Genomic DNA, 24,040 nt, shown 5'->3' on the forward strand with positions numbered 1-24,040 from the left:
CTGACCTGCTGAGCGGAAAGCTGAGCGGAAAGGCGCGGTGAACTGACGGCATGGAGTGGCGGGAAGAAGGCATGTTGGTCGCCGTGCGGCGCCACGGGGAGACCTCCGCGATCATCGAGGTGTTCACCGAGGGGCATGGGCGGCACGCCGGCGTGGTGCGCGGCGGCACCAGCCGCAAGATCGCGCCGATCCTGCAACCGGGGGCGCAGCTGGATCTGACCTGGCGCGCGCGGCTGGAAGATCACATCGGCGCCTTCACGGTCGAGCCGCGCCGGAGCCGCGCGGGGTTGCTGGCGGAACGGGTGCCGCTGGCTGGGCTCAACGCCATCTGCGCCCTGATCAGTTTCGCCCTGCCAGAGCGCGAACCCCACCCCCGCCTCTACGAACAGACCCAGACGGTGCTGGATCTGCTTGGCGAAAGCGCGCACTGGCCCTACGCCTACCTGCAATGGGAACTGGCGCTTCTGCGGGCGCTGGGGTTCGGCCTGTCGCTGGATGTCTGCGCGGTGACGGGGGCGCAAAGCGGCCTTGCCTACGTCTCTCCCAAGACGGGCCGCGCGGTGAGCGCCGCGGGTGCCGGGGAGTGGGCCGACCGGCTTCTGCCGCTGCCCGCCTTCCTCGCCGAGGGCCGGCCGCCGGAACCGGGGGAGCTTTCGCAGGGCTTCGCGCTTTCGGGCCATTTTCTCGACAGCCGCATTGCGCGGGGCCTCGCCGGCAAGCCGCTGCCGGCCGCGCGCCAGCGGTTGCTGGATCTGCTGGGGCGTCAGTCGGGCGCGGCGCGATAGACGAGCTGCATCCCGGCCTCGTTCGACAGGATCAGCGTATCGCCGGCGACTTCCGAAAGACTCATGCTCATCAGCATGGCGAAATAGGTGCCCTCCAGTTCCAGTTCGGGGCAGGCCGCGCGCGTGGCCGCCAGGCCTTCGATCTTGAACCACGGATAGGGCAGCGTCTGCCGTGCGGTGTAGGCGTTGCAGGGGGCGTGGCCGGCGATCTCGCCCTCTTCCGGGAAGGTCAGGGTGATCCGCTGGGTGATCGGCTGGCCAACGGCCTCGACGAGCCGCCATTCGCGGTCCGTGCCGGCATAGCCCGAGATCGTCTCGTCGGGTTGGCAGGCGGAAAGTCCGAGGGCAAGCAGGAAGGTGGCGCGCAGCATGGCACATGCCTGCCACAGCATGGCGTCCGGCGCCAGCCCCTTCGCTTCGCGGGCTTGATCGCGCCGCGCCGCGCAGGCATCGCTGGGGCAAAGGAGGTGATCCCATGGAAGATCCCCGGCTCACGCGCCTCAAGCGCCTTCAGGCGCTCGCCGCCACAGGGTTGCATTTCACGCAGGATGCCTACGACCGCGAACGCTACGCGGAAATCGGTGCCATCGCCGAGGCGCTTCTGGCCGATCTGCTCTCGATGCCGATCCCGGATCTGCACGGCCTGCCGCGCCCCGAAGAGGGATACGCGACGCCCCGCGTGGAAGTGCGCGGCGCGGTGATCCGCGATGGCCGGATCCTGCTGGTGAAGGAGGCCACGGACGGGCTCTGGTCGCTTCCCGGCGGCTATTGCGACGTGGGGCTTTCGCCCGCGGAGAACATCGAGAAGGAAATCCGGGAGGAAGCCGGGCTGACCGTGCGCGCCCGGCACCTCTACCTGCTGCGGCACAAGGCCAAGGGGCCTTTCCCGCCCGATCCGCGGGATTTCTACAAACTCTACTTCCTCTGCGAAGAAGCGGGGGCGGCGGAGCCCAGCCCGGCCCACGAGACCACCGAGGCGGCCTTCTTCGCCCCCGAAGCCCTGCCGCCGCTCTCGGCGGTCCGGGTGCACGCGAGCGACATCGAGATGGCCTTCCGCCATGCCGCCGACCCCGCGCGCGCCACGGATTTCGACGAAACCGCGCCGATCAGATAAAGGCCGGGGCCGCCCAGGGCGAGGCGGCGCCGGGCACCGTATCGCCCTGGCCTCGCGTCAGCCCTCGCCGAGGTCCGAAATCTCGCGCTCAAGGAAGCGCTCGAAGGCCTCGAGGTTCACCGCCTCGAACTGCCCGAAGCTCTGCATCCAGATCGAGGCATCGCGCAGGGCGTCCGGTTCGAGCTTGCACCATTTCACGCGGCCGCGTTTCTCCTGGCTGATGAGCCCGGCATTGGTGAGCACGTTCAGATGTTTGGAGATCGCCGCGAGCGACATGTCGAACGGCTCCGCCACGTCGGTGACGGCCATGTCATCCTCGAGGAGCATGGAGAGGATCTGCCGCCGCGTTGGGTCCGCGAGGGCGGCAAAGACGGTATCGAGGGGCACGCTTCTGGTCACCCTTCTGGCCTAGCGGCGCGCTGCGCGGCGGTCAAGCTGGCGGGGATGCGCCGGAAACGGATTGGCGGCTGCTGCCCGGTGGCGCAAAGGGGGGCGATGATGATGGCGGCCATCAGCAAATGCGATTGGCCAAGGCGGCGCGCCACGTCTAGGAAAGCGAAACACGGTGAAAGGACGCCACATGCAACTGCGCTACTGGGGGCTCATTCTTCTGCTCGGGTTGGGGTGGGGGTCTTCCTTCTTCTTCAACGAGATCCTGCTGCGCGAACTGGGGCCGCTCACCGTGGCGCTCGGCCGTGTCGGCACGGGGGCGCTGGGCTGCTGGATCTGGCTGCTGGCCCGGAGGGCGCCGATGCGCATTCCGGCGGGCAGCCTCGGCGTGTTGACCCTGTTTGCCGCGATCCAATACGCCATTCCTCTCACGGTCTTCCCGGTGACGCAGCAATACATCACCTCCTCCGCCGCCGGCATCGTCAACGCGACGACCCCGGTGATGGCCGTCGCCGTCAGCCATTTCTGGCCCGGCGGCGAGCGGGCCACCTGGATGAAGTCCATCGGCGTGGGGCTGGGGCTGGCGGGGATCGTCGTGCTCGTGTCGCCGGCGTTCCGGGGGCAGGGGGCCTCTGATCCCTGGGCGCTTCTGGCCACCATGATCGCACCCTTCTGCTACGGTATCGCGCTCAACCTGATGCGCCGCTTCGACGGGATGAACCGCACGCTGCTCACCGCGTGGTCACTGTTGATCGGCACGGCGATGCTTGCGCCCGTTGCGCTGGGGCTGGAAGGCATGCCCCACATCGAGCGCGCCGAAACCTGGGCCGCGCTCTTCGTCATCGGCTTCGTTCTGACGGCCGGGGCCTTCATCCTGCTGTTCTGGCTGATCCCCATCGTCGGCGGCACCACGGCCAGCACGATCACCTTCCTCACGCCGGTGTCCGCGGTGCTGCTCGGGGTGCTGATCCTCGCAGAGCCGATCGGCCCCGCGCAGATCGCCGGCATGGCGGTGATCTTCTCCGGCCTGATCTTCATCGACGGACGGCTCCCGCGGCGCTTCCTGAAACCTCAACCGGATGGTTGAATATCGTTTCCGGGCGCTCCGGGCGTCACCTGCGGCAATGTGTGCCGGCGCGGGCTTGCTATAACTGTTTTTAATCAATACCTTAGGTAGGTCGCCTACACCGTTGACTCTGAGCTTCGGACTCCCTAGCAAGGCACTCGAAACGAAGGGAGCCTTGCGCCTGTCTGAGCATGACCACAAAGAGCGGCTGAAGCGCCTCGAAGAGCGCATCTCGGCCCTGAAGGGTGGCCCGCAGGTCAAGCACCATTCGGAAGAACACTACTCGCAGGCCCAGATGGGCTGGCGCATGGTGATCGAGCTTGTGGCTGGCCTCGGGGTCGGCTTCGGCATCGGGTACGGCTTGGACAAGCTGTTCGGCACATTGCCGATATTCCTGGTGCTCTTTGTATTTTTGGGCTTCGCGGCCGGCGTGAACACGATGCTTCGCACCGCCAAGGAGTTTCAGGAGAAACAGGCGGCAGAGCCCGCCGAGGACGACGAGAGGGCATAACGTGGCAAGCGAAGCACACGGCGAAGAAGGCGGTCTGGTTTTCCACCCGATGGATCAGTTCATCGTGAAGCCCCTGTTCGGGGACGGTCCGGTGCACTGGTACACCATCACCAACGTGACGCTCTGGATGGGCATTGCCGTTCTGGGCATCTTCCTTCTCATGGTCGTCGGCACCCGCGGCCGCGCGATCGTGCCCTCGCGCATCCAGTCCGTGGCCGAACTGGCCTACGGTTTCGTATACAAGATGGTCGAGGACGTGACCGGCAAGGATGCCGTGCGCTTCTTCCCCTACATCTTCACGCTCTTCATGTTCATCGTCTTCGCCAACTTCCTCGGCCTGATCCCGATGAGCTTCACTACCACGTCGCACTTCGCGGTGACGGCCGTGCTCGCCCTCGCCGTGTTCATCACCGTGACGGTGCTGGGCTTCGTGCTCAACGGCACCAAGTTCCTCGGCCTGTTCTGGGTGTCTTCCGCACCGCTGGCGCTGCGCCCGATCCTGGCCATCATCGAGCTGATTTCCTACTTCGTGCGCCCGGTGAGCCACTGCATCCGTCTTGCCGGCAACGTCATGGCAGGCCACGCGGTGATCAAGGTGTTCGCCGGCTTCGCCGCCATCGCCGTGATCTCGCCGGTCTCCGTGCTCGCGATCACGGCCATGTACGGCCTCGAAGTGCTGGTGGCCTTCATCCAGGCCTACGTGTTCACGATCCTCACCTGCGTCTACCTGAAAGACGCCCTGCACCCCTCTCACTGAGCGCGCGGCGGGCCCGCCCCGCCCTCGCTTCCCGAACGACACACAAGTTTTCAAAGCTTCCAACCTGTAAGGAGATATCACAATGGAAGGCGAACTCGCACACATCGGCGCTGGTCTGGCTGCAATCGGTTCTGGCGCTGCTGCCATCGGTGTTGGCAACGTGGCCGGCAACTTCCTGTCCGGCGCCCTGCGCAACCCCTCCGCCGCCGGCGGTCAGACTGCGACCCTCTTCATCGGCATCGCCTTTGCAGAAGCCCTGGGGATCTTCTCGTTCCTCGTCGCTCTGCTGCTGATGTTCGCCGTCTAAGAGCTCCGAACGATCCTTACGGTCGGGTGAGCCGCCTCACGGCTCACCCGTTCTTCCACAAGGTTCCTGGAGAACGAGATGGCAACCGAGACCCACGACGCCGCAACGGACGCCGCACACACCGCGGGTCACGCTGCAGAATCCGCCGGGATGCCCCAGCTGGATTTTTCCACCTATTCGAACCAGATCGTCTGGCTCGTGGTCGCGCTCGTCGCGATCTACTTCATCCTGACCCGTATCGCGCTGCCGCGCGTCGCGGCCGTTCTGGCCGAGCGTCAGGGTACCATCACGAATGACATCGCCGCGGCCGAAGAGCTGAAGCTGAAAGCGCAGGAGGCGGAAGCCGCCTACCAGCAGGCGCTCGCCGATGCCCGTGCCGAGGCCGCCCGGATCGTGGCCGAGACCAAGGCCGAGATTCAGGCTGAACTGGACGCCGCCACGGCCAGGGCCGATGCCGAGATCGCAGCGAAAGCCGCGGAATCGGAGAAGGCCATCGCGGAAATCCGCGAAGGTGCCATGGCTGCCGTCAAGGACGTGGCGCAGGAAACCGCCGCCGAAATCGTTTCGGCGCTGGGTATGAAAGCCGACGCCGAAGCCATCTCCGCAGCCGTTGCTGCGCGTGTGAAAGGGTAAGCAAGATGAAGAAACTGATCCTTGCCTTCACCCTCGCCGCCACCCCGGCGCTTGCCGCTTCCGGCCCCTTCTTCTCGCTCGGCAACACCGATTTCATCGTGACGCTGGCGTTCCTGCTGTTCATCGCGGTGCTGTTCTACTTCAAGGTGCCGGGCATGATCGGCGGGATGCTGGACAAGCGTGCCGACGACATCAAGTCCGAGCTGGACGAAGCCCGCGCCCTGCGTGAGGAAGCGCAGACTGTCCTGGCCTCCTACGAGCGCAAGCAGCGCGAAGTTCAGGAACAGGCCGAGCGCATCGTCGCCCATGCCCGCGAAGAGGCCAAGCTGGCTGCGGAAGCTGCCAAGAAGGATCTCGAAGCTTCCATCAAGCGCCGCATGGCCGCCGCGGAAGATCAGATCGCGTCCGCCGAGGCCTCCGCGGTGAAGGAAGTCCGTGACACCGCGGTGAACGTGGCCGTGGCCGCCGCCGCTGAAGTCGTGGCGAAGCAGATGACCGCCGCCGAAGGCAACGCGCTCATCGACGCCGCCATCAAGGACGTCTCCGCGAAACTGCACTGAGGCACGCCTGCATCAAGGCTGCTCGAAAACCCGGCGCCCCGCGCCGGGTTTTTGCTTTTTCTTGGGGCCGCGGCCCCGCCCTCCCGGGATGTTTTCCGTCACAAGATGGGATGGGTGCGCACCCGAGCGGGTGACGCGCGGGGCGTCATTGCCTAGGCTTCCTGCCATGCAGGAGGCGGAGTCATATGATGTTCTGATCGTCGGAGGCGGGCCGGCGGGGCTTTCCGTGGCGGAGGCGCTGGATCCGGCCCTGCGCGTGCTCGTGGTGCATCAGGATCGCGAGATCGGGGAGCCCGTCCGGACTTCGGGCTGCTCCTGGGTGGCCGACCTCGAAGCGCTGGGCATTCCACGGCATCTCTATCACGTGCTCAACCGCATGGAGTTCTACTCGGACGGCGAACAATGCGGCCATGATCTTCTCCGGCACAAGGCGGCGGTTCTGGATGTGACCGGCCTCTACCGGTGGCTGGCGGCGCGCTCCGAGCGCGAGGGCCGGACGCTGCTGTGCGCCACCAAGTTCCTCACGGCCGAGCGCGCGCCGGCGGGGGTCCGGGCCGTGATCCGCCCGAGAGGCGCGGCGGAGCGGGCGGTGTTCGCGCGCAAGATCGTCGATGCGTCCGGCTGGCACGGCGCCGTCATGGCGGCCCTCGGCGATGTGCCCCGGCCGTCGCGCATCGGCGTGGGGATCGAATACGAGATGCCGATCGGCAATGCGCGCCCTGACCGGGGGGTGCTCTTCCTCGGCAGTTCCGTGCCCGCCGGCTATGGCTGGGCCTTCCCGGATGCGCACGGGCGCATCCGGATCGGGGCCGGGACCATCCACCCCGACAGCGATGCCAATCCCAGGAACCTGATGGCGCGCTTTCTTGCGAGCGACATGCCGGCGCGGATGGGGCTCGAGATCGGACCCGTGCTGCGCGTGAACGCCGGTACCTTGCCCTCGGTACCATACGATCCCCGGCTCGTGTTCGGCGACGTGATCCGCACGGGAGACGCGGCCAATTTCGCCACGCCGACCGTGGGCGAGGGGCTGCGGATCGTGATCGAGCAGGGGCGGGCACTGGGCCGGGCCCTGAGCGCCTGTCTCGTGGCGGGGGATCCCGAGGCGCTGGCGCGCCACGAGGCCGCCTGCACCCGGGCATTCAGGCGCAACTACCGCATCGGCTTCGAAGCCAACCAGCGCCTCGCACGGTACGGGCCAGCGGATTTCGACGGCACCGTGCGGCGCATCGGGGCCATGTCGGAGGCCGAGGCGGTGGCCTTGATCCGAAGCGAATTCCGGGCCTCGATGATGGCGGGGCTTGGCGCGCGCTTCCTCTCCCGCCGGCTGGCGCGGCTGCGCGACGGGTTGGGCCTGCGCCCACGCACGCGGTCAAAATGACCGTGGCGCAACGCCAAAATGTCCCTTTGCAGGGCCGGGCGTTTTTGCCACTCTGCCCGCGAGGCACCCGCGCGACCGGGTGCAGGGGGAAAGACGGCACTTGAACCAGCATGAATGATATCCTCGCAGGCTTGGTCGAAGCCGGGCGGCTGGTGGTGACGCTTGACCCGGATCTCATCGAGATCACGCTGCGGTCTCTTCAGGTGACCGTGACGGCCACGGTGATCGCCGCCGCCATCGGCCTGCCCTTCGGCGCCTGGCTGGCGGTGAACCGCTTCCGGCACCGGCGCGCCACGATCGCGGTGATGAACGCGCTCATGGGGCTGCCGCCGGTGGTGGTGGGGCTGATCGTCTACATCCTGCTGTCGCGCTCGGGGCCCTTCGGCGTGTTCGGCCTTCTGTTCACCCCGGCCGCCATGATCATCGCGCAGGTCATCATCATCACGCCGCTGATCGCCTCGATCAGCCACCAGGCGATCCGTGATCTCTGGGCGGAATACCATGACCTGCTGATCTCGCTGAACACCACGAAGCGCCAGCGGATCCACGCCCTGTTGTGGGACGGTCGCCGCGCGCTTCTGACGGCCGCGCTGGCCGGTTTCGGCCGCGCCATCGGCGAAGTCGGGGCGATCATGATCGTGGGCGGCAACATCGATCACGCCACGCGCGTGCTCACCACGGCGATCGCACTGGAAACCGGCAAGGGCAACTTCGCGCTGGCGCTTGCGCTGGGGTTCGTGCTGATCGCGCTCGCCATCCTCGTCAATTTCCTGATCCACGGGCTCTCCCGCACGGAGAGCGAAAGCAGATGGTAGCGCCGATCCTCCCCCTCACCTTGAGCGCCGCCATCGTGAAGCGGCAGGGCCGGCGGCTGATCGGCCCGGTGGACTGCACCATCGAAGCCGCGGGCACGACGATCGTCATGGGCCCGAACGGCTCGGGCAAGACGACGCTGCTGCGGCTGATGCACGGGCTCGAACGCGCGCGGGAGGGCCGGGTGGCCTGGGCCGTGGACGAGCCGGCCACCCGCGCCCACCAGGCCTACGTGTTCCAGACCCCGATCATGATGCGGCGCAGCGTGGTGGAGTGCATCGCCTACCCGCTCCTCACCCACGGCACCGGGCGGCGGGAGGCGCGGGCGCGGGCCGAGGAATGGGCCGCACGTGTGGGCCTCGGCGATGCCCTCGGCCGCATGGCCACGGTGCTGTCGGGCGGGGAAAAGCAGAAACTCGCGCTCGCCCGCGCCCTGATCCGTCGGCCGCAGGTGCTGTTCCTCGACGAGCCCTGCGCCAACCTCGACGGCCGGGCCACGCGGGAGATCGAATCCATCCTGGCCGAGGCCCGCGCCGATGGCGTGCGCATCGTGATGTCCACCCATGACATGGGCCAGGCCCGGCGCCTCGCCGATGACGTGCTGTTCCTGCTGAACGGGCGCATCCACGAAGCCGCGATGGCCTGGCCGTTCTTCGCCGAACCGGCCACCCCTGAAGCGCGCGCCTTCCTGAAAGGAGATATCGTCGAATGATCCGCAAGTTGTTGACGGCCTGCTGGGCCATGTGCCTGATGACGGGGCTGGCCTCGGCCGACGGCCTCAAACTCGCCGTCACCACCTCCTTTCACAACTCGGGGCTCGCCGAAGTGCTCCTGCCCGAGATCCTGAAAGACACCGGCATCGACGTGCAGTTGCTCGTGGTCGGCACCGGCCAGGCCCTGCGCCTCGGCGAGGCCGGCGACGTGGATGCGATCCTCGTGCATTCGAAAGCCGCCGAAGAGGCCTTCGTGGCGGCGGGCCACGGCACGCACCGCCGGGAGATCATGTACAACGATTTCGTGCTGATCGGCCCCTCCGATGATCCCGCCGGGATCGCAGGGACGGCAACGGCGGCGGAGGCCCTGGAGCGGATCGCAGCCGAAAGCGCGCCCTTCGTGAGCCGTGGGGACGAAAGCGGCACCCACAAGGCCGAACGCGCGCTCTGGAAGGCTGCGGGCATCGCGCCGGAAGGGTCCTGGTATCGTGCGGCCGGGGCGGGCATGGGCGCTACCCTCAACACGGCCGCCGGCATGAACGCCTACGTCCTGTCGGATCGCGCGAGCTGGCTGAACTTCGGCAACAAGGGGGATCTGGCGCTGCTCTTCGCGGGCGATCCCGTGCTCTTCAATCAATATGCCTACATTCCGGTGAACCCGGCCAGACATCCCCACGTGAACGAGGATGCCGCCGCGCGGCTGGAAAGCTGGCTGACGAGCCCGCGCGCGAAAGCGCTTATCGGCGGCTACGAGATCGGCGGTGAAACGCTCTTCACCTTCAACGCGGTGCCCCAATAGCCGAAGAGAGGGCCTGCCCCGGGATGCTGTCGGTCAGAAGGTGAGGCAGCTTCCTCTCGCCGCAAATACCTCGGGAGCGCGAGGGCAGAGCCCTCGCTCCCCGTCCTGCCTCAATGGGCTTCGGCCCAGTTCCTGCCCGTGCCCGCATCCACGACGAGCGGCACGTCGAGGTGCACGGCCGGCGCGGCCGCCGTTTCCATGACGTTGCGCACGCGCTCGATGGTTTCTTCGGCCGCCTGCTCTTCGACCTCAAAGATCAATTCGTCATGCACCTGCAACAGCATCTTCGCCGGCAGCCCTTCGATGGCGGCGGGCATCCGGATCATCGCGCGCCGGATGATGTCGGCCGCGGTGCCCTGGATCGGCGCGTTGATCGCGGCGCGTTTGGCAAAACCCGCCTTCGGGCCCTTGGCGGCGATTTCCGGCGTGTGGATCTTGCGCCCGAAGAGAGTCCGGACGTAGCCGTGCTCCTTGGCGAAGGCGACGGTTTCATCCATGTAGCTGCGGATTCCGGGGAAGCGCTCGAAGTAGCGGTCGATGAATTCCTGCGCGTCCTTGCGCGGGATGCGCAGGTTGCGGGCGAGGCCGAAGCCGGAAATGCCGTAGATCACCCCGAAGTTGATCGCCTTGGCCTGCCGCCGCACCATCGGATCCATCCCTTCGATCGGCACGCCGAACATCTCGCTCGCCGTCATGGCATGGATGTCGAGGCCGTCGCGGAAGGCCTGCTTCAGCGAATCGATTCCGGCGACATGGGCGAGGATGCGCAGCTCGATCTGCGAATAGTCGAGCGAGGCCAGCACCTTGCCCTCCGGGGCGACGAAGGCCTCGCGGATGCGCCGGCCCTCCTCGCTGCGCACCGGGATGTTCTGAAGGTTCGGATCGGTCGAGGCCAGCCGGCCCGTGTTGGCCCCGGTCTGCACGTAGGAGGTATGCACCCGGCCCGTTTCCGGGTTGATGTGATCCTGGAGCGCGTCCGTGTAGGTGGATTTCAGCTTGGACAGCTGCCGCCAATCCAGCACGAGGCCCGGCAGTTCGTGCTCCGTCGCGAGGTCTTCGAGGATGTCGGCGCCGGTGGAGTATTTCCCGTTCTTGCCGCGCTTGCCGCCGGGCAGTTCCAGCTTGTCGAACAGGATCTCGCCCAACTGCGCCGGCGAGCCGACGTTGAACGGCTGGCCGGCCTTCTCGTGGATCTCGGCTTCCAGCGCCGCCATCTTCTGAGCGAAGGCATTGGACATGCGCGAAAGCACGTCGCGATCGACCATCACCCCGTTCATCTCCATCTGCGCCAGCACCGGAGACAGCGGCCGTTCGAGCGTTTCGTAGACGGTCGTCACCTGTTTCACGTGTAGCTGGGGCTTGAAGAGCTGCCACAGCCTCAGGGTGATGTCGGCATCCTCGGCGGCGTATTTCACCGCGTCCTCGATCGGCACCTTGTCGAAGGTGACCGCGGATTTCCCGCTGCCCAGAAGCGATTTGATCGGGATCGGCTCATGGGACAGGTAGCGATCGGAGAGCGTGTCCATCCCGTGGCCGTGTTCCCCCGCGTGCAGCGCGTAGGACATCAGCATCGTGTCGTCGATCGGGGCCATCTCCAGCCCGTAGCGCTTCAGGATCTTGGCATCGTATTTCAGGTTCTGGCCGATCTTCAGGATGCTGGGATCGGCGAGGACCGGCTTGAGCATCTCCAGCGCCGTCTCCAGATCCATCTGCCCCTCCGCCAGCGCGTCGGAGGCGAAGAGATCATCCCCCGCCGAGGCCTTGTGGGCGAGCGGGATGTAGCAGGCGTGGCCGGCGTTCACGCAGAGGGAAATGCCCACGAGATCGGCCTGCATCTCGTCCAGCCCCGTGGTTTCGGTGTCGATGGCCACCCAGCCGCGGCTGTAGATCAGATCGATCCACTCCTTCAGCGCGGCGGCATCCTTCACCCATTCGTAGGAGTCGGGCGTGATCGGGGGGGCGTCGGGGGCATCGGCCTGCGCGGCCTCGATGGCCCGGGGCGTATCCGGGATGACGGGGGTGTCCACGCCCAGCTTGTCCGCGATGCGCTTGGTGAGGGTGCGGAACTCCATCGAGGCAAGGAACTCCAGCAGGGCCTCGGCCTCCGGTTCGCGCACTTCGAGATCGTCGAGGGAGATGTCCAGATCCATGTCGCAGTCGAGCTTGACCAGATCGCGGGAGATCCGGATCAGCTCGGCATTGTCGATCAGGGTCTGGCGGCGCTTGGGCTGCTTGATCTCCTCGGCGCGCGCCAGAAGGCTGTCCAGATCGCCGTATTCGTTGATCAGCAGCGCGGCTGTCTTGATGCCGATGCCCGGCGCGCCGGGCACGTTGTCCACGCTGTCGCCGGCCAGCGCCTGCACGTCCACGACGCGCTCGGGACCCACGCCGAACTTCTCGACCACGCCGTCACGGTCGATGCGCTTGTTCTTCATCACGTCGAGCATTTCCACGCCGTCGCCCACGAGCTGCATCAGATCCTTGTCGGAGGAAATGATCGTCACGCGGCCCCCGGCATCGCGCGCCTTGCAGGCCAGCGTTGCGATGATGTCGTCGGCCTCGTAGTTCTCGACCTCGATGCAGGCGATGTTGAAGGCCCGCGTGGCATCGCGCGTGAGCGGGAACTGGGGCACGAGGTCTTCCGGGGCCGGGGGGCGGTTGGCCTTGTACTTGTCGTAGATGTCGTTGCGGAAGCTTTTGCCGGAATGATCGAAGATCACCGCCACATGGGTTGGCGCATCGGGGCCGGCGTTGTCTTCCACCAGCTTGAACAGCATGTTGCAGAAGCCCGATACGGCCCCGATCGGAAGCCCGTCGGACTTGCGCGTCAGCGGCGGCAGCGCGTGGTAGGCGCGGAAGATGAAGGCGGAGCCGTCGATCAGGTGCAGGTGGTGACCTTTGCCAAACGTCATGGGAGACCCCCTCCTTCAAGGGTGCGTGTCGGCGCGGCCTGAAGCCGGCGCCCTGGCGTTTCATCCGTATTTTCCGCGCGCCGGCGCGGGCCGGCGTGTCAGGCTTTCTCGGCGAAATCCTGGTGGACGATCTTCTTGTCGCAATAGGGGCATTCCACCACGCCGGTGTCATGCGGGACGGAGAGCCAGACACGCGGGTGGCCGAGGGCGCCCTCGCCCCCGTCGCAGGAGACGCGCCAGGTGTTGACGATCACGGTTTCCGGGGCTTCATGCGTCATGTAGGGTCCGTTCGTTGCGGTTGAGGTCGGCCTTTGCTGGCCTTACATCAGGGCGCATGATAGCGAACCGCCCGACACGGGCAAGGCCACAAAAGGGGTGGGGCATGCAGCAGCCGGCGATCGAGATTTCGGGCCTGCGGAAGATCTACGGCGCACAGGGCAACGCCCCGGCGAAGGAGGCGCTCAAAGGGGTGGATCTGACCATCCCCGTCGGCTCCATCTTCGGCCTGCTCGGGCCCAACGGCGCGGGCAAATCGACTCTCATCAACATTCTCGCGGGGCTGGTGCTCAAGACCTCGGGCACGGTGAAGATCTGGGGATTCGACCAGGACGTGAACCCGCGCCAGAGCCGGGCGTCGATCGGGGTGATGCCGCAGGAGCTGAACCTCGATCCCTTCTTCACCCCGCGCGAGGCGCTGGAAGTGCAGGCCGGGCTCTACGGCGTGCCCAAATCGGCCCGGCGCAGCGACGAGATCCTCGAGATGATCGGGCTGGCCGACAAGGCCGATGCCTATGCGCGCTCGCTTTCGGGCGGGATGCGGCGGCGGCTGCTGCTGGGCAAGGCGCTGGTGCACCGGCCCCACGTCCTCGTGCTCGACGAGCCCACGGCCGGCGTGGACATCGAGCTGCGCCAGATGCTCTGGGCCAACGTGCGCAGGCTGAACGAACAGGGCATGACGATCATCCTGACGACCCATTACCTCGAGGAGGCCGAGGAGATGTGCGACGAGATCGCCATCATCAACCACGGCGAGAAGATCGCGCAGGAGAAAACCCGCGATCTCGTCGGGCGGATGGACCGCAAGACCCTCGTCATCCAGCCCGAAACGCCGCCGCAGGGGCCTGTCTCCCTGCCGGAAGGCGTCTCGATGGATGTGCGCCCGGGCGGGGCGCTGGCCTTCAGCTACCGGACGTCGCAGACGAGCGCGGACACAGTGCTCGGGGCATTGCGCAGCAACGGGATCGCCATCCGCGACGTGCGCACCGAGGAGCCCGATCTGGAGGACGTGTTCCTCGCGATGACCAAATCGACAACCTGAGGCGTCGGTTCATGGCATGGGGGGCGCCGCCCCCCGCCGCCCTTCCGGGCGCCTCCCCCCGAGGTATTTGGGGCGAGAGGAAGCGGCGAAGCCATTGATCGGTAAAATCCGCTGGTGCGGGGCGGAGCGCTGCGGGCGCGGTGTCAGCCCCTCTGCGCGAGCATCGGGCCGAGCCCGCGGCCGGCGAGGATGTGGACGTGCAGGTGGGGCACGTCCTGCACGCCGTCATTGCCGGCATTGGCGATGAGCCGGTAGCCGTTGCCGCCTTCACCGGGCTGCACGCCCAGCTGCGCGCAGATGCGGCCGATCACGCGGGTGAAATCGGCGATCTCGGCGTCGGAGGCCTCGAGCGCGAAGTGGTCGTAGCAGACGTAGGGGCCCTTCGGGATCACGAGGACATGCTCGGGCGCCTGCGGGGCGATATCGCGGAAGGCGAGCGTGTGCTCGGTTTCCATCACCGTCGAGTTGGGGATTTCCCCGCGCAGGATCCTGGCGAAGATGTTTTGATCGTCGTAGGTGTAAGCCATTGTCAGTCCACGAAAAGATAGGGTGTTTCGGCGATTTCCCGGGCCCTGTCGAGCGGGATGTCGAGGAACTCGGAAAGGGGTTCGGCGTTTTCCTCGGGGCTGTTCTTCTGGCGCATCCGGTAGGTGGCGGGGAAATTCGCGTCCCGGATCCTGTCGCTTTCGAAGATGACGTCGCCCCGGATGGTGGGCAGCAGGTTGTCGATGGTTTCCTGCGTCGTGCGTTCGCCGGCAAGGCCGACCCGGCGGGCGTGTCCGATCAGGTATTCGTCGGTGAACTCGCACTCGATTTCCAGCATCTTCGTCTTGCTGCGGTCGGAGAAGAAATCCTGCATCAGCTCGATGTTGCTCGGATCGAGGCAGAGGACGAGGCGATCGGTTTCGTAGTATTCGAACAGCAGTCGCACGACGGCGCGGCGGTGGCGCGTGCGCTTGGCGAGGCTGCGCTGGATGCCGCCGAGATCGGGGAGCGTCGTGCTCTCTTCGTCGAAGACGTATTCGATCATCGGGATGTTGGTGACCTGCCGGGCCTTGTCGAGAAGCCGCTTGGCGACGTGCCATTTCTTGCAGGTCACGATCAGCAGCTCGCGTTCGGGGCCGAGCGAGCTTTCCGTCTCCCAGAAGCGGGGCGCGAAGCGGCGGCCGTTCCGGCCCCGGTCCACGAGGAAGCGGAACAGGCTGCGGCCTTCGTTGCTGATCGAGAAATCCGCTTCGTCGTTGGCGTAGAGCACGCCGAGCTTCTGCTTCAGCTCCTTCGCGCCGGGCGAGATCTTGCGGGCGAAGAGGAAATCCTGGTTCAGCAGCATCTCGTAGTGATCGTTGTAGAAGGTCACCGGCATGCCGTAATCGGAGAACATCAGGAAGGTCAGTGTGCGCGCGCGGATCTCGGTTTCGGGCACGAGGTGGCGCACGAGAGTCTGGAAGAAGGTTTCATCCGGGATCCAGGTGGTGCGGAAGAAGCGCATCACGTCCGGCCGTTTGCGGGTGAAATCGAGGATCCATTCGATGGTGCGCCGCCGCAGGCACCACCATTGGCTGCCGATCATGATCTGCAGATCGGCCGGCACCTCGCGCGTGAGATTGAAGCGTTTCTGCAGTTCGAACGAGGTGTAGAACAGCCATTTCTGGGTGCGTTCGTTGAACCAGTGGCGGTAGATCAGCCGCTCTTCCTTCATGCCGGTCTTGATCCAGTCGCTTTCGAAGAAATCGAAGCTCTCGATGTAGTCCACGTCTTCGGCATCGAGGAACTCATGGGCGTATCTGGCGGATTTGATTGCCATGCAATCGCCCGAGAGCATGTAGAAATGCGTGCAGCGGGGAAAGGCCTCCACCGCCGCTTCGACGGCGTGGAGCGTGGCTTCCACGAGGGACCACTCGCCCCAGCCGCATTTGATGCGTTTCTTCGCGAAGGTGACGTTGGGGTTGCCGTCCAGCGCGGCGCGGATCTTCTGGTAGGCCTCGGGCTTTGCACGTGCGTCGAAGTGGATGGCCATGCAATCGCCAACGGCCGTCAGCTGTTCGGCCTGCTGGATGATCGCTTCAGGATCCTTGTGGCACAACAATATGAAGGCAATCTTTGCCATTCCCGAAACCCAAACCTCACAGTGATCCGATAGTTTACATAGATACTGCGAAGAGTGATTGAATAAACACCACTTCTTTGCTTTTTTGAGGGCAATTGTAGCCGGGTAACAGTCAGAATGCCCGGCCGTTGGAGGCAAATAGATTATGGGTTTTCTCGGCACCTGGATGACCGAAAGCGAAAGTGTCGTCTACCGGGTCGTTCCGAAATGCGCCTGCTCCACGATCGGGCAGATCATGTACTATTCGGATCACGGCACGTTCTTCGAGGGCGACATTCACGACTCCACCACAGGACTGCACAAGTGGTCCCAGGAGGAGAGCCAGCCGAAGATCGAGGCGAACGTGAAGGGCCACAAATCCTATGCCTTCACCTGCGTGCGCAACCCCTACACGCGCATCCTCTCTTCCTTCTTCGACAAGATCTGCGGCATCCAGCGCAACGGCAAGCGGTACCGGGGCAACCTCGTGCCGCTTCTGATCCAGAAATACGGCATCGAGGTGGGCGATCCGGAGACGGGTTTCGAGTTCGACCAGATCGCGAGCTTCCGCCGCTTCCTGCTGTTCGCGCGCGATACCATCCGCTGGCGTCGCCCGATGGAGCCCGACATCCACTGGTCGGCCATGTCGGGGCATATTTCCACCTTCATCGTCAACGGTGGCCGCTACGACAACATCTTCTTCACCGAGCATTTCAACGAAGGGATGCAATCGGTGCTGGACAACATCGAGGTGCCGCACAGCGTGAACCTCGCCGAGATCCCGCGCTTCAACGAAAGCGAGGGCCATGGCCCCAAGCGCGCGCATCCGGTGGAAGACTATTTCGACGATCTGTCGCGGCATCTCGTCTACGAGATGTACAAGCGCGATTTCGACCTGTTCAAATACGATTTCGAGAACCCGGCCAACAAGTATCCCATCGGCGAAATCGATTTGGACGAAGTCCACGCCAAGCTCGGCGTCTGAGGGGGTGAGTCCCGCAGGCCACGCCTTCGCGTCGATGCAGCGCGCCGGTTGATCGCTTTGCCCGCCGCGGCATAGACTCGCAAGAAACGGCCGTGTGAAATGCCGCGGCAGGATGCAGGCAGAGGTGAGGCATGTGCTTCGGGCGGTGACGGCAGCGGTGGGTCTGGCTCTGGCGACGGGCTGCACGGTGGGCGAGGATTTCACCCCGCCGACGATGGAGCTTCCGGGCGCCTACCAGTTCGTGACGGGGGCCACGCCGCAGGTCCGCGAAGGCTACAGGTGGTGGCTGGACTACGACGATCCGATCCTCAACGAGGTGATCGCGCTCGGCTTCAAGCAGAACCTCGACATCCGCAAGGCGCTGTCACGGATCGACCAGGCTGAGGCGCTGGGCTACGGGCTGGGGCAGCCCGGTTCGATCTTCGGCAAGATCGAGGGCAAGCGTGAGATCGGCGGCGGCGAGGCCTCGGCCGGATCGGGTTTCGCGCGGGTGGAATCGCTGTGGATACTCGATCTCTTCGGAGAGCTGCGCCGCGAACGTGAAGCGGCGGGCTACCGGGTGGATACGGAATATGCCGAGGCCGACGTGCAGCGCCTCTATTTCCTGTCGCAGGTGGCCACCGCCTATATCGACATGCGCTTCTACCAGGAGCTGATCCGCACGAACCTGAAGGTGCTGAAATCCCGCGAACGCACCTACCAGCTCACGCAGGAGCTTCAGGCCCGCGGCGAGGTGACGGATCTGGAAGTGGCGCAATCCCGTGCGTTGGTGGCACAGACGAAATCCGAGCTGCCCGAGGTCGAGATTCTGCTCGTGGGGGCGATCCAGCACATTTTCACCCTCGTGGCGGAGCCCCTGCAGGATTTCCGCAGCAGCTTCGACAAGCAGGCCCCGCAGCCCGTGGCACGGGCTGACAAGTTGAGGATCGGCATTCCGGCCGATCTGGTGCGCAACCGGCCCGACGTGCGCAAGGCGGAGCGCCGCTACGCCGAGGCCGTGGCGCTTGCGGGCGTGGCTGAGGCCGATCTCTACCCCAGCCTGACCCTGACCGGGAACATCAACGTGGGCTACACGGATTCAGGCTTCGATCCGGTCGGCAGCTTCTTTCGGGGCGCGGTGGACATCCCGGTGTTCGACAGGGGCAAGCGGCGCGCACGGCTCGCTTACCAGAAGGCCCGCGCCGAGGAATTGCGGCTGGAGTGGGAGCGCGTCGTGCTGCTGGCCATCGAGGAGGTGGAGCGCGCGCTGATCGGCCTGCGCAAGCACACCGAGGCCGTCGCGGCCTCCGAAGAGGCGGTCCTGGCGGCCGCGGACGTGCTGTCGATCGCCCGCAAGGCCTATGCTGCCCGCAAGATCAACTTCCTTCAGGTTCTGGATGCCGAACGGGGCTTTCTCTCGGCGCAGAACGCCCGCGCGCTGGACAAACGCAACCTTGCGGTGGACTACGTGAATCTCAACATCGCGCTGGGCGGGGCGACGCTGCGCCCCGACGAAGCCCGTTAGACGAGCCCCGCCTGCTTGAACAGCGCCTTGATGTCGGCCTGCGGGCGCGGGCCGATGTGGCCGATCACCTCGGCGGCGGCGATGCAGCCCATGCGCCCGGCCACCTCCAGCGGCTGGCCCGTGGCATAGCCGTAGAGGAAACCGGCGGCGAACTGATCGCCTGCGCCCGTCGCATCCACAGGCACGACCCGGTTGACCGGCACGGTCACGGTTTCCTCGCCCTGCACCAGCACCACCTCGTCGCCCGAACGGGTGCAGACGACGAGGCCGCTTTCCGAAGCCGCCTGCTCCAGTGCAGCGCCCAGGTCGTCGGTCTGGTAGAGCGAGGTCCACTCGTGTTCGTTGCCGATCACGTAGTCGAGTTCGCGCACGAGGCGGCGGAAGTCGTCGCGGTGGCGGTCCACGCAGAAGGGATCGGAGAGCGCGATGCCCGCCTTGCCGCCGTTCTCGCGGCAGACCTTGGCGGCGCGTTCGAAGGCTTGTTTGCCCTTGTCCTTGTCGTAGAGGTAGCCCTCCAGGAACAGGATCTCGGCCTGCCCGGCCACGTCTTCGGAGACGTCTTCCGGCCCGAGTTCGGCGGAGATGCCGAGGTAGGTGTTCATCGAGCGCTCGCCGTCGGGCGAGACGAAGATCATCGAGCGCGAGGTGGGCAGTTCGCCGCCGGCGACGGGCGGGTTCACGAAGGCCGTGCCCTCGCTTTCCATCGTCTGCGCGTAGAAGCGCCCCAGCGCGTCGTCATGGACGCGGCCGATGAAGGCGGTGGAGAGGCCGAGGTGCCCGAGGCCGGCCAGGGTGTTGGCCACGGAGCCACCGGCGGCCTGCGTGCGCTCCTTCATGGCGCCGTAGAGCAATTCGCCCCGCTCGCGCTCCACGAGCTGCATGATGCCTTTTTCGATCCCCATCAGATCGAGGAAGGAGTCGTCGGATTGGGTCAGCACGTCGACGATGGCGTTGCCGATGCCGACAACCTGGTAGGTCTTGCTCATAGGGTCTTGTCCTCGTAGGGGCAGAGGTCGCGGATGATGCAGTTGCCGCACATCGGCTTGCGGGCCTTGCAGACGTAGCGGCCATGCAGGATCAGCCAGTGGTGCGCGTGCTGCTGATACTCGGCGGGGATGTTGTCTTCAATAGCCCGTTCCACGACGTCAACATTCTTTCCGGGCGCGATGCCGGTGCGGTTGCCGACGCGGAAGATGTGGGTGTCCACCGCCTGCGCGGGCACGCCCCACCACATGTTGAGCACCACGTTGGCGGTCTTGCGGCCAACGCCCGGCAGGCTCTGAAGCGCCGCACGGGACGAAGGCACCTCGCCGCCATACTCCTCCACGAGGATGCGGCTCATCTTCATCACGTTCTTGGCCTTCTGCTTGTAGAGGCCGATCGTCTTGATGTGCTCGATCAACCCCTCTTCGCCGAGATCCAGCATCTTCTGCGGCGTATCCGCCACCTTGAAGAGGCCCCGCGTGGCCTTGTTCACGCCGGCGTCGGTGGCCTGCGCCGAAAGCGCCACGGCCACCACGAGGGTATAGGCGTTCACGTGCTCAAGCTCGCCCTTTGGCTCCGGCTCCTGCGCGTGGAACCGGGCGAAGATCTGCCGCAGCGTGTTGTAATCCAGTTGCTTGCTCGTCTGCTTGCTCATGGCGGCAGACCCTGCCGCCCCGGCCACGCATTTGCAAGGCGAACATCGTGCTTCTTGGAATTCGGGGGCGGGCATGGCTAACTGCCCGGCAAAGCCATTCTTCCGCCGCGGAGCCATTTCCATGACCGAAGCCGATCTCAACGCATTTGCCCGGCAGACCCGTGGGGCGATCGAAGCCCGCATCGTCGAGGTCTCGGAACAGATCCGCCAGATGCCGGAGGGTTTGCAGAAGGGGCGGATCCGGCAGCAGCTCTGGGGGTTGCGGCAAATGCTTTCACCGGCGAGCGGATACTTTTCGCAGGCCGGGCAGGATCACTTTCTCGAAAAGCAGGTCTTCAAGGGGAAGCGGGGCGGCACTTTCGTGGAGATCGGCGCCTATGACGGGGTGACAGGCTCAAACGCGCTGTTCTTCGAGACCCACCGGGCCTGGAGCGGTTTGCTCGTCGAGGCCGATCCTGCGCTGTGCGCGGAAGCGCGGCGCAACCGCCGCCCGCCCTGCCTGCATACCGCCATTGCGGCCGAGCCGGGCGAGGTGGAGTTCCTCTCGGTCTCGGAGGGCTACAGGCAGATGGGTGGCATCCTGGGCAGCATGGGGGAAACCGAGCGCGCCGCCATCGAGGCAGATCCACGTTCCAAGACGGAAACGATCCGCGTGCCTGCCCGCACGCTGGCCTCCGTCCTGCGGGAACACGGGATGTTCGCGGTGGACTACCTCTCGATGGACATCGAAGGCGCGGAACTCGGGGTTCTCGAAGGGTTTCCCTTCGCGGAGTTCTCGGTGACCGCCTGGACGATCGAGGCCAACGCCAACGCCCAGAAGATCGTGGACCTTATGACGGCCCAGGGATACGCCTTCCTCGGGGTCATCGGCGTCGATCTCGTCTTCGCGCTGAAAGCCTAGCTTTTCATCCCGCAGGTTTCGGATCGCGCCGGGCCCTTCCGCGCCTTAGATTGAGGACAAGGAGAGACTGGGGGCAAGGAGTTGCCGCATGAAACATCCGGAAGACCTTTACCACTACGGCGTGATGAAACGCGCCATCGCCGAGATCGACGCTGCCGGCGGGGCCGCGCTTTCGCTCGAGGATCTCGCGGCGCGGATGCACATGAGCCCGGCGCATTTCCAGCGGGTCTTCAGCCGCTGGGCGGGGGTCTCGCCCAAGCGGGTGCAGCAGTATCTCACCCTCGGCCACGCCAAGCGGATGCTGCACGAGAATTTCACCACGCTGGAAACGGTGCACGAGCTGGGCCTCACCGGAAACGGGCGCCTGCATGATCTGTTCCTGCGGTGGGAGGCCATGAGCCCGGGGGAATACGCGCGCAAGGGCGCAGGGCTGGTGATCCGCCACGGCGCCTTCGAAAGCCCCTTCGGGCCGGTGATCGCCATGGGGACGGATCGCGGGCTGTGCGGGCTGGCTTTCACTGACGAGATCGGCGAGGCGGCCGCCTTCGAGGATCTGGCCGGGCGCTGGCCCGAGGCGCGATTCGAGGCGGCGCCCGAGGCGATCGCGCCCTGGGTCGAGGCGGCCTTCCGTCAGAAGGGCGAGGCCCGGCTGCATCTCATCGGCGCGCCGTTCCAGATCAAGGTCTGGGAGGCGCTGCTGTCGATCCCCTCGGGGCAGGTCAGCACCTACGGCGAGATCGCGGCGGCCGTCGGCCGGCCGACGGCGGTGCGCGCGGTGGGCACGGCGGTGGGGCGCAATCCCGTGGGCTGGCTCATCCCCTGCCACCGGGCGCTGCGCAAGACGGGCGGGCTGGGCGGCTACCATTGGGGGCTGCCGGTGAAACGGGCCATGCTGGCCTATGAAGCCGCCCGCGCCGAAGCGCAGGCATCCTGATCCCGAAAGGACCGCCGGACACGGCAAAAAGCCGCCGACGGGGCAAGTTTTTCGCCTACGCAGCCCGGACGTCGGTGATATACTCGCCGATACACGACACATTTTGAGAGGCAGAGAAATGTCCCGAGCAAAAGTTTCCGTTTTCGTGGCCGCCCTTGGCGTTCTGGCGCTTGGCGCCTGTGATGGCATGTCCCAGTCCGAGAAGCGCGCGGCGCAGGGCGCAACGGCGGGCGCGCTCGTCGGCCTGGCGACGGCGGGCAGCGATCCGACGAAATCCGCGGCCACCGGCGCCCTGATCGGCGGCGCGGCCGGCGCCGTTCTCGGCAATGCCGAAGACAACAACTGATCGCCCCGCGGCTATCGAGAGACATAGATGTTCCAGACTCGTACCCTGCTCCTGCTGACCACGGCAGGAGCCTTCGCGCTGGCCGGGTGCACCGATCCGGCCAATCTTCCCAACGGGGCCCAGAAGACCCAGGAAGGCGCCATCATCGGCGGTGTCGTCGGCGGGCTTGCCGGGCTGGCGACCGCCGGCAGCAACCCGACGAAAAGCGCCCTCCTGGGGGCGGCGGCCGGCGCCGCGGCGGGTGGCCTGATCGGCAACCGGCTGGATCAGCAGGAAGCGGCCCTGCGCCAGAGCATCAACAACAGCAACATCCAGATCGTGAACACGGGCAGCGAGCTGAAGGTGATCATGCCGCAGGGCATTCTCTTCGCCACCGACAGCGCCGCGGTGAACCCGTCGATCTACGGCGATCTCGGGGCTCTGGCCACCAACCTGACGCAATATCCGGACTCGGTCGTCGAGGTCGTGGGCCACACCGACAACACCGGCGCGGCGGCCTACAACCAGACGCTTTCGCTTCAGCGGGCGCAATCGGTGGCCAGCATCCTCGTCAGCAACGGGGTGCCCTCCAACCGGCTGGTGCCGATCGGCCGTGGCGAGGATCAGCCGATCGCCTCCAACCTCACCGAGGAGGGCAAGGCGCAGAACCGCCGCGTGGAAGTGATCATCCGCCCCACCGCCTGACGCGGATCACCCGGGATACAACCGGGAAACACAGGGCAAACGCATGGGAAAGCCGGGCAGAGGCCCGGCTTTTTTCATTGTTCCCGCCCTTCGGTGGTCATATGTTCTTACCAATTTTAGCGGAGGACACATGCCGTTCCAGAAGATCGAAGCCGAGAAGCTCTCCCGTTCGGTGGTGCGCCAGATCGAACAGTTGATCCTGCGCGGCATCCTGCGCCCCGGCGAACGGTTGCCCAGCGAACGCGAGCTGGCCGAGCGGCTCGGGGTGTCGCGCCCGTCATTGCGCGAGGCCATCGCCGAACTGCAGGAGCGCGGGCTTCTGGAGGCGCGCGCGGGGGCGGGCATCTTCGTGGCGCAGGTGCTGGAGGCGGCCTTCTCGGATGCGCTGGTGACGCTCTTCGCCAGCCATGACGAAGCCGTTTTCGACTACATCGACTTCCGGCGCGACATGGAAGGGCTGGCGGCGGAGCGCGCCGCGCGGCTGGGATCGGACACCGACCTGAAGGTCGTGGACACGATCTTCCGCAAGATGGAAGCGGCGCATGGCAAGCGCAACCCGGCCGACGAGGCGGCGCTGGACGCGGAGTTCCACCTTTCGATCATCGAGGCCAGCCACAACGTGGTGATGCTGCACATGATGCGCTCCATGTTCGGGCTGCTGCGCGAAGGGGTGTTCTACAACCGCCAGATCATGTTCAAGCAGCGCACCACGCGCGACAGCCTGCTGGACCAGCACGCCGCCATCAACCGCGCGCTGCAGGCCCGCGATCCGGCCGCGGCCCGGGCCGCCGTGGAGGCCCATCTGAACTACGTGGAGCGCGCGCTGAAGGATCAGCAGAAGGCCGATCAGAACGAGGCCATCGCCCGCCAGAGGCTGGAGCACGAAAGCCGCCGCCGCTAGG

Annotated in this window: 28 protein-coding genes; 20 read left to right on the top strand and 8 right to left on the bottom strand. The window is 66.0% G+C overall.

Features of this window, described 5'->3' with window-relative positions; translation table 11 throughout:
- Window positions 1-50 precede the first annotated feature (50 nt).
- Complete coding sequence (gene recO / locus PSA7680_RS06760) at window positions 51-785, top strand: DNA repair protein RecO (RefSeq protein ID WP_085867912.1); 735 nt, start codon at window positions 51-53, stop codon at window positions 783-785.
- Here the strand turns inward: recO and PSA7680_RS06765 are convergent.
- On the bottom strand, window positions 764-1,177 hold the full coding sequence (locus tag PSA7680_RS06765; protein WP_245824499.1) for an META domain-containing protein: 414 nt from the start codon (window positions 1,175-1,177) through the stop codon (window positions 764-766). The two genes, recO and PSA7680_RS06765, sit on opposite strands and share 22 nt — an antisense overlap.
- 83 nt (window positions 1,178-1,260) lie before the next feature.
- On the opposite strand from PSA7680_RS06765, the gene PSA7680_RS06770 reads away from it, so the two are divergent.
- The gene (locus PSA7680_RS06770; protein WP_085867914.1) at window positions 1,261-1,899 is read left to right on the top strand and encodes an NUDIX hydrolase; all 639 of its coding nucleotides are present in this window, start codon (window positions 1,261-1,263) and stop codon (window positions 1,897-1,899) included.
- A gap of 57 nt (window positions 1,900-1,956) precedes the next feature.
- Here the strand turns inward: PSA7680_RS06770 and PSA7680_RS06775 are convergent, their stop codons facing one another.
- Window positions 1,957-2,286 (bottom strand): ArsR/SmtB family transcription factor, encoded by a 330-nt coding sequence (locus PSA7680_RS06775; protein WP_085867915.1) that lies wholly within the window; start codon window positions 2,284-2,286, stop codon window positions 1,957-1,959.
- A gap of 193 nt (window positions 2,287-2,479) precedes the next feature.
- Between PSA7680_RS06775 and PSA7680_RS06780 the strand changes: the two genes are divergently transcribed.
- The 10 genes from PSA7680_RS06780 (at window position 2,480) to PSA7680_RS06825 (ending at window position 9,829) form a co-directional block, all read left to right on the top strand.
- Entirely contained in the window at window positions 2,480-3,376 is an 897-nt protein-coding gene (locus tag PSA7680_RS06780; protein WP_085867916.1) for a DMT family transporter, read from the top strand.
- A gap of 160 nt (window positions 3,377-3,536) precedes the next feature.
- Entirely contained in the window at window positions 3,537-3,866 is a 330-nt protein-coding gene (locus tag PSA7680_RS06785; RefSeq protein WP_085867951.1) for an AtpZ/AtpI family protein, read from the top strand.
- A 1-nt stretch (window position 3,867) separates the two neighbouring features.
- On the top strand, window positions 3,868-4,623 hold the full coding sequence (locus tag PSA7680_RS06790) for a F0F1 ATP synthase subunit A (protein ID WP_085867917.1): 756 nt from the start codon (window positions 3,868-3,870) through the stop codon (window positions 4,621-4,623).
- Window positions 4,624-4,705: 82 nt separating this feature from the next.
- Window positions 4,706-4,930, top strand: coding sequence for a F0F1 ATP synthase subunit C (locus PSA7680_RS06795; RefSeq protein WP_085867918.1), 225 nt, complete (start codon window positions 4,706-4,708; stop codon window positions 4,928-4,930).
- Window positions 4,931-5,008: 78 nt separating this feature from the next.
- Complete coding sequence (locus PSA7680_RS06800) at window positions 5,009-5,563, top strand: F0F1 ATP synthase subunit B' (RefSeq protein WP_085867919.1); 555 nt, start codon at window positions 5,009-5,011, stop codon at window positions 5,561-5,563.
- A 5-nt stretch (window positions 5,564-5,568) separates the two neighbouring features.
- The gene (locus tag PSA7680_RS06805; protein WP_085867920.1) at window positions 5,569-6,123 is read left to right on the top strand and encodes a F0F1 ATP synthase subunit B; all 555 of its coding nucleotides are present in this window, start codon (window positions 5,569-5,571) and stop codon (window positions 6,121-6,123) included.
- A 166-nt stretch (window positions 6,124-6,289) separates the two neighbouring features.
- A complete protein-coding gene (locus tag PSA7680_RS06810; protein ID WP_176244091.1) occupies window positions 6,290-7,504 on the top strand; it encodes an NAD(P)/FAD-dependent oxidoreductase in 1,215 nt (404 codons plus the stop codon).
- A 110-nt stretch (window positions 7,505-7,614) separates the two neighbouring features.
- Entirely contained in the window at window positions 7,615-8,319 is a 705-nt protein-coding gene (locus tag PSA7680_RS06815) for an ABC transporter permease (protein WP_085867922.1), read from the top strand.
- The gene (locus tag PSA7680_RS06820) at window positions 8,313-9,029 is read left to right on the top strand and encodes an ATP-binding cassette domain-containing protein (RefSeq protein ID WP_085867923.1); all 717 of its coding nucleotides are present in this window, start codon (window positions 8,313-8,315) and stop codon (window positions 9,027-9,029) included. Before PSA7680_RS06815 ends, PSA7680_RS06820 begins: the two co-directional genes overlap by 7 nt.
- Window positions 9,026-9,829, top strand: coding sequence for an ABC transporter substrate-binding protein (locus tag PSA7680_RS06825; protein ID WP_085867924.1), 804 nt, complete (start codon window positions 9,026-9,028; stop codon window positions 9,827-9,829). The genes PSA7680_RS06820 and PSA7680_RS06825 overlap by 4 nt, the downstream gene beginning before the upstream one ends.
- Before the next feature lie 110 nt (window positions 9,830-9,939).
- Here the strand turns inward: PSA7680_RS06825 and polA are convergent, their stop codons facing one another.
- Together polA and PSA7680_RS06835 are read right to left on the bottom strand one after the other, a co-directional pair.
- A complete protein-coding gene (gene polA / locus PSA7680_RS06830) occupies window positions 9,940-12,741 on the bottom strand; it encodes a DNA polymerase I (RefSeq protein ID WP_085867925.1) in 2,802 nt (933 codons plus the stop codon).
- 98 nt (window positions 12,742-12,839) lie between these two features.
- Complete coding sequence (locus PSA7680_RS06835; protein ID WP_085867926.1) at window positions 12,840-13,019, bottom strand: zinc-finger domain-containing protein; 180 nt, start codon at window positions 13,017-13,019, stop codon at window positions 12,840-12,842.
- Window positions 13,020-13,123: 104 nt separating this feature from the next.
- Between PSA7680_RS06835 and PSA7680_RS06840 the strand changes: the two genes are divergently transcribed.
- Window positions 13,124-14,059: an ABC transporter ATP-binding protein gene (locus tag PSA7680_RS06840; RefSeq protein ID WP_085867927.1), complete on the top strand. Its 936-nt coding sequence runs from the start codon at window positions 13,124-13,126 to the stop codon at window positions 14,057-14,059.
- A 143-nt stretch (window positions 14,060-14,202) separates the two neighbouring features.
- Here PSA7680_RS06840 and PSA7680_RS06845 read toward each other — a convergent pair whose 3' ends face one another.
- Complete coding sequence (locus tag PSA7680_RS06845; RefSeq protein WP_085867928.1) at window positions 14,203-14,586, bottom strand: HIT domain-containing protein; 384 nt, start codon at window positions 14,584-14,586, stop codon at window positions 14,203-14,205.
- Window positions 14,587-14,588: 2 nt separating this feature from the next.
- Window positions 14,589-16,166, bottom strand: a complete 1,578-nt coding sequence (locus tag PSA7680_RS06850) for a DUF5928 domain-containing protein (protein WP_085867929.1) — start codon at window positions 16,164-16,166, stop codon at window positions 14,589-14,591.
- Between the two features lie 145 nt (window positions 16,167-16,311).
- On the opposite strand from PSA7680_RS06850, the gene PSA7680_RS06855 reads away from it, so the two are divergent.
- Both PSA7680_RS06855 and PSA7680_RS06860 read left to right on the top strand, forming a co-directional pair.
- Window positions 16,312-17,130, top strand: a complete 819-nt coding sequence (locus tag PSA7680_RS06855; RefSeq protein WP_085867930.1) for a sulfotransferase family protein — start codon at window positions 16,312-16,314, stop codon at window positions 17,128-17,130.
- Window positions 17,131-17,254: 124 nt separating this feature from the next.
- Complete coding sequence (locus tag PSA7680_RS06860) at window positions 17,255-18,634, top strand: efflux transporter outer membrane subunit (RefSeq protein ID WP_176244092.1); 1,380 nt, start codon at window positions 17,255-17,257, stop codon at window positions 18,632-18,634.
- Here PSA7680_RS06860 and PSA7680_RS06865 read toward each other — a convergent pair.
- A complete protein-coding gene (locus tag PSA7680_RS06865; RefSeq protein ID WP_085867932.1) occupies window positions 18,631-19,620 on the bottom strand; it encodes an adenosine kinase in 990 nt (329 codons plus the stop codon). The genes PSA7680_RS06860 and PSA7680_RS06865 overlap by 4 nt on opposite strands.
- Window positions 19,617-20,273, bottom strand: coding sequence for an endonuclease III (gene nth, locus PSA7680_RS06870; RefSeq protein WP_085867933.1), 657 nt, complete (start codon window positions 20,271-20,273; stop codon window positions 19,617-19,619). The genes PSA7680_RS06865 and nth overlap by 4 nt, the downstream gene beginning before the upstream one ends.
- A 121-nt stretch (window positions 20,274-20,394) precedes the next feature.
- On the opposite strand from nth, the gene PSA7680_RS06875 reads away from it, so the two are divergent.
- The 5 genes from PSA7680_RS06875 to PSA7680_RS06895 all read left to right on the top strand — a co-directional run bounded on the left by PSA7680_RS06875 (window position 20,395) and on the right by PSA7680_RS06895 (window position 24,039).
- A complete protein-coding gene (locus tag PSA7680_RS06875) occupies window positions 20,395-21,174 on the top strand; it encodes an FkbM family methyltransferase (RefSeq protein WP_176244093.1) in 780 nt (259 codons plus the stop codon).
- Window positions 21,175-21,262: 88 nt separating this feature from the next.
- The gene (locus tag PSA7680_RS06880) at window positions 21,263-22,108 is read left to right on the top strand and encodes a methylated-DNA--[protein]-cysteine S-methyltransferase (RefSeq protein WP_085867935.1); all 846 of its coding nucleotides are present in this window, start codon (window positions 21,263-21,265) and stop codon (window positions 22,106-22,108) included.
- A gap of 118 nt (window positions 22,109-22,226) precedes the next feature.
- Window positions 22,227-22,454 carry a YMGG-like glycine zipper-containing protein gene (locus PSA7680_RS06885; RefSeq protein ID WP_085867936.1) on the top strand — a complete coding sequence of 76 codons (228 nt, stop codon included), beginning with the start codon at window positions 22,227-22,229 and terminating at the stop codon, window positions 22,452-22,454.
- Window positions 22,455-22,481: 27 nt separating this feature from the next.
- On the top strand, window positions 22,482-23,138 hold the full coding sequence (locus tag PSA7680_RS06890; RefSeq protein WP_085867937.1) for a YiaD family glycine zipper/OmpA-like lipoprotein: 657 nt from the start codon (window positions 22,482-22,484) through the stop codon (window positions 23,136-23,138).
- Window positions 23,139-23,268: 130 nt separating this feature from the next.
- Window positions 23,269-24,039 (top strand): FCD domain-containing protein, encoded by a 771-nt coding sequence (locus tag PSA7680_RS06895; RefSeq protein WP_085867938.1) that lies wholly within the window; start codon window positions 23,269-23,271, stop codon window positions 24,037-24,039.
- The last annotated feature ends 1 nt before the right edge of the window (window position 24,040 follow it).

This window comes from Pseudoruegeria aquimaris (genome assembly GCF_900172235.1).
Classification (GTDB): Bacteria; Pseudomonadota; Alphaproteobacteria; order Rhodobacterales; family Rhodobacteraceae; genus Pseudoruegeria; species Pseudoruegeria aquimaris.

Excerpts from the sequence above, each read along its gene's own strand:
- PSA7680_RS06810 (WP_176244091.1), top strand. The coding sequence starts at position 6,290 with ATGCAGGAGGCGGAGTCATATGATGTTCTGATCGTCGGAGGCGGGCCG.
- PSA7680_RS06795 (WP_085867918.1), top strand. The coding sequence starts at position 4,706 with ATGGAAGGCGAACTCGCACACATCGGCGCTGGTCTGGCTGCAATCGGT.
- PSA7680_RS06820 (WP_085867923.1), top strand. The coding sequence starts at position 8,313 with ATGGTAGCGCCGATCCTCCCCCTCACCTTGAGCGCCGCCATCGTGAAG.
- PSA7680_RS06770 (WP_085867914.1), top strand. The coding sequence starts at position 1,261 with ATGGAAGATCCCCGGCTCACGCGCCTCAAGCGCCTTCAGGCGCTCGCC.
- PSA7680_RS06840 (WP_085867927.1), top strand. The coding sequence starts at position 13,124 with ATGCAGCAGCCGGCGATCGAGATTTCGGGCCTGCGGAAGATCTACGGC.
- PSA7680_RS06855 (WP_085867930.1), top strand. The coding sequence starts at position 16,312 with ATGGGTTTTCTCGGCACCTGGATGACCGAAAGCGAAAGTGTCGTCTAC.
- PSA7680_RS06825 (WP_085867924.1), top strand. The coding sequence starts at position 9,026 with ATGATCCGCAAGTTGTTGACGGCCTGCTGGGCCATGTGCCTGATGACG.
- PSA7680_RS06800 (WP_085867919.1), top strand. The coding sequence starts at position 5,009 with ATGGCAACCGAGACCCACGACGCCGCAACGGACGCCGCACACACCGCG.
- PSA7680_RS06765 (WP_245824499.1), bottom strand. The coding sequence starts at position 1,177 with ATGCTGTGGCAGGCATGTGCCATGCTGCGCGCCACCTTCCTGCTTGCC.
- PSA7680_RS06845 (WP_085867928.1), bottom strand. The coding sequence starts at position 14,586 with ATGGCTTACACCTACGACGATCAAAACATCTTCGCCAGGATCCTGCGC.
- PSA7680_RS06835 (WP_085867926.1), bottom strand. The coding sequence starts at position 13,019 with ATGACGCATGAAGCCCCGGAAACCGTGATCGTCAACACCTGGCGCGTC.
- PSA7680_RS06780 (WP_085867916.1), top strand. The coding sequence starts at position 2,480 with ATGCAACTGCGCTACTGGGGGCTCATTCTTCTGCTCGGGTTGGGGTGG.
- PSA7680_RS06805 (WP_085867920.1), top strand. The coding sequence starts at position 5,569 with ATGAAGAAACTGATCCTTGCCTTCACCCTCGCCGCCACCCCGGCGCTT.
- PSA7680_RS06890 (WP_085867937.1), top strand. The coding sequence starts at position 22,482 with ATGTTCCAGACTCGTACCCTGCTCCTGCTGACCACGGCAGGAGCCTTC.
- polA (WP_085867925.1), bottom strand. The coding sequence starts at position 12,741 with ATGACGTTTGGCAAAGGTCACCACCTGCACCTGATCGACGGCTCCGCC.
- PSA7680_RS06885 (WP_085867936.1), top strand. The coding sequence starts at position 22,227 with ATGTCCCGAGCAAAAGTTTCCGTTTTCGTGGCCGCCCTTGGCGTTCTG.
- PSA7680_RS06815 (WP_085867922.1), top strand. The coding sequence starts at position 7,615 with ATGAATGATATCCTCGCAGGCTTGGTCGAAGCCGGGCGGCTGGTGGTG.
- PSA7680_RS06875 (WP_176244093.1), top strand. The coding sequence starts at position 20,395 with ATGACCGAAGCCGATCTCAACGCATTTGCCCGGCAGACCCGTGGGGCG.
- nth (WP_085867933.1), bottom strand. The coding sequence starts at position 20,273 with ATGAGCAAGCAGACGAGCAAGCAACTGGATTACAACACGCTGCGGCAG.
- PSA7680_RS06895 (WP_085867938.1), top strand. The coding sequence starts at position 23,269 with ATGCCGTTCCAGAAGATCGAAGCCGAGAAGCTCTCCCGTTCGGTGGTG.
- PSA7680_RS06850 (WP_085867929.1), bottom strand. The coding sequence starts at position 16,166 with ATGGCAAAGATTGCCTTCATATTGTTGTGCCACAAGGATCCTGAAGCG.
- PSA7680_RS06880 (WP_085867935.1), top strand. The coding sequence starts at position 21,263 with ATGAAACATCCGGAAGACCTTTACCACTACGGCGTGATGAAACGCGCC.
- recO (WP_085867912.1), top strand. The coding sequence starts at position 51 with ATGGAGTGGCGGGAAGAAGGCATGTTGGTCGCCGTGCGGCGCCACGGG.
- PSA7680_RS06865 (WP_085867932.1), bottom strand. The coding sequence starts at position 19,620 with ATGAGCAAGACCTACCAGGTTGTCGGCATCGGCAACGCCATCGTCGAC.